Genomic DNA, 392 nt, shown 5'->3' with positions numbered 1-392 from the left:
CGTTCAACTGCCAGCGCGTGATCCCGTGACGTTGCGCCGTGGCCGTGACCTGCCGCCGGCCATTAAAACTCTCCGCCACAATCGCCAGCTTCGCTTCATCCGTGAAACGCCGGCGACGGCCGCTATCGATAATCTCCATCCGGCTGAAACGCCCTGAGAGATCGTTTGTGATGTCCATTGAAGCACCGTCTATATTGCCGTCTATATAGACAGAGAATCCACAGTCTCACTCACATCCGCAATGCGGCCCTGCTCGGATGCGTACTATTGAGTTAGCGAGCGCGAAATAGTATAATTTGGGCATGGAGACAGACGCACGGAAACTGAGCAAATCAGCGCTTTATGAGCTTCGCCGGCAGGTGGTCCGGTTGTACAAGGCCGGTCACAAAGTG

Annotated in this window: 1 protein-coding gene; it reads right to left on the bottom strand. The window is 55.4% G+C overall.

The annotated features are described in order from the left end of the window. Positions 1-178 (bottom strand): transposase (locus AC244_RS36160; RefSeq protein WP_152976253.1); only part of this gene is annotated, 178 nt, incomplete at its 3' end. Between the last annotated feature and the right edge of the window lie 214 nt (positions 179-392).

The sequence above is a fragment of the Ensifer adhaerens genome, assembly GCF_001270265.1.
In the GTDB taxonomy this organism is placed as follows: domain Bacteria; phylum Pseudomonadota; class Alphaproteobacteria; order Rhizobiales; family Rhizobiaceae; genus Ensifer; species Ensifer adhaerens_B.
Note: the sequence above shows the minus strand (reverse complement) of the source record. Positions and strands in the feature narration are given on the sequence as shown.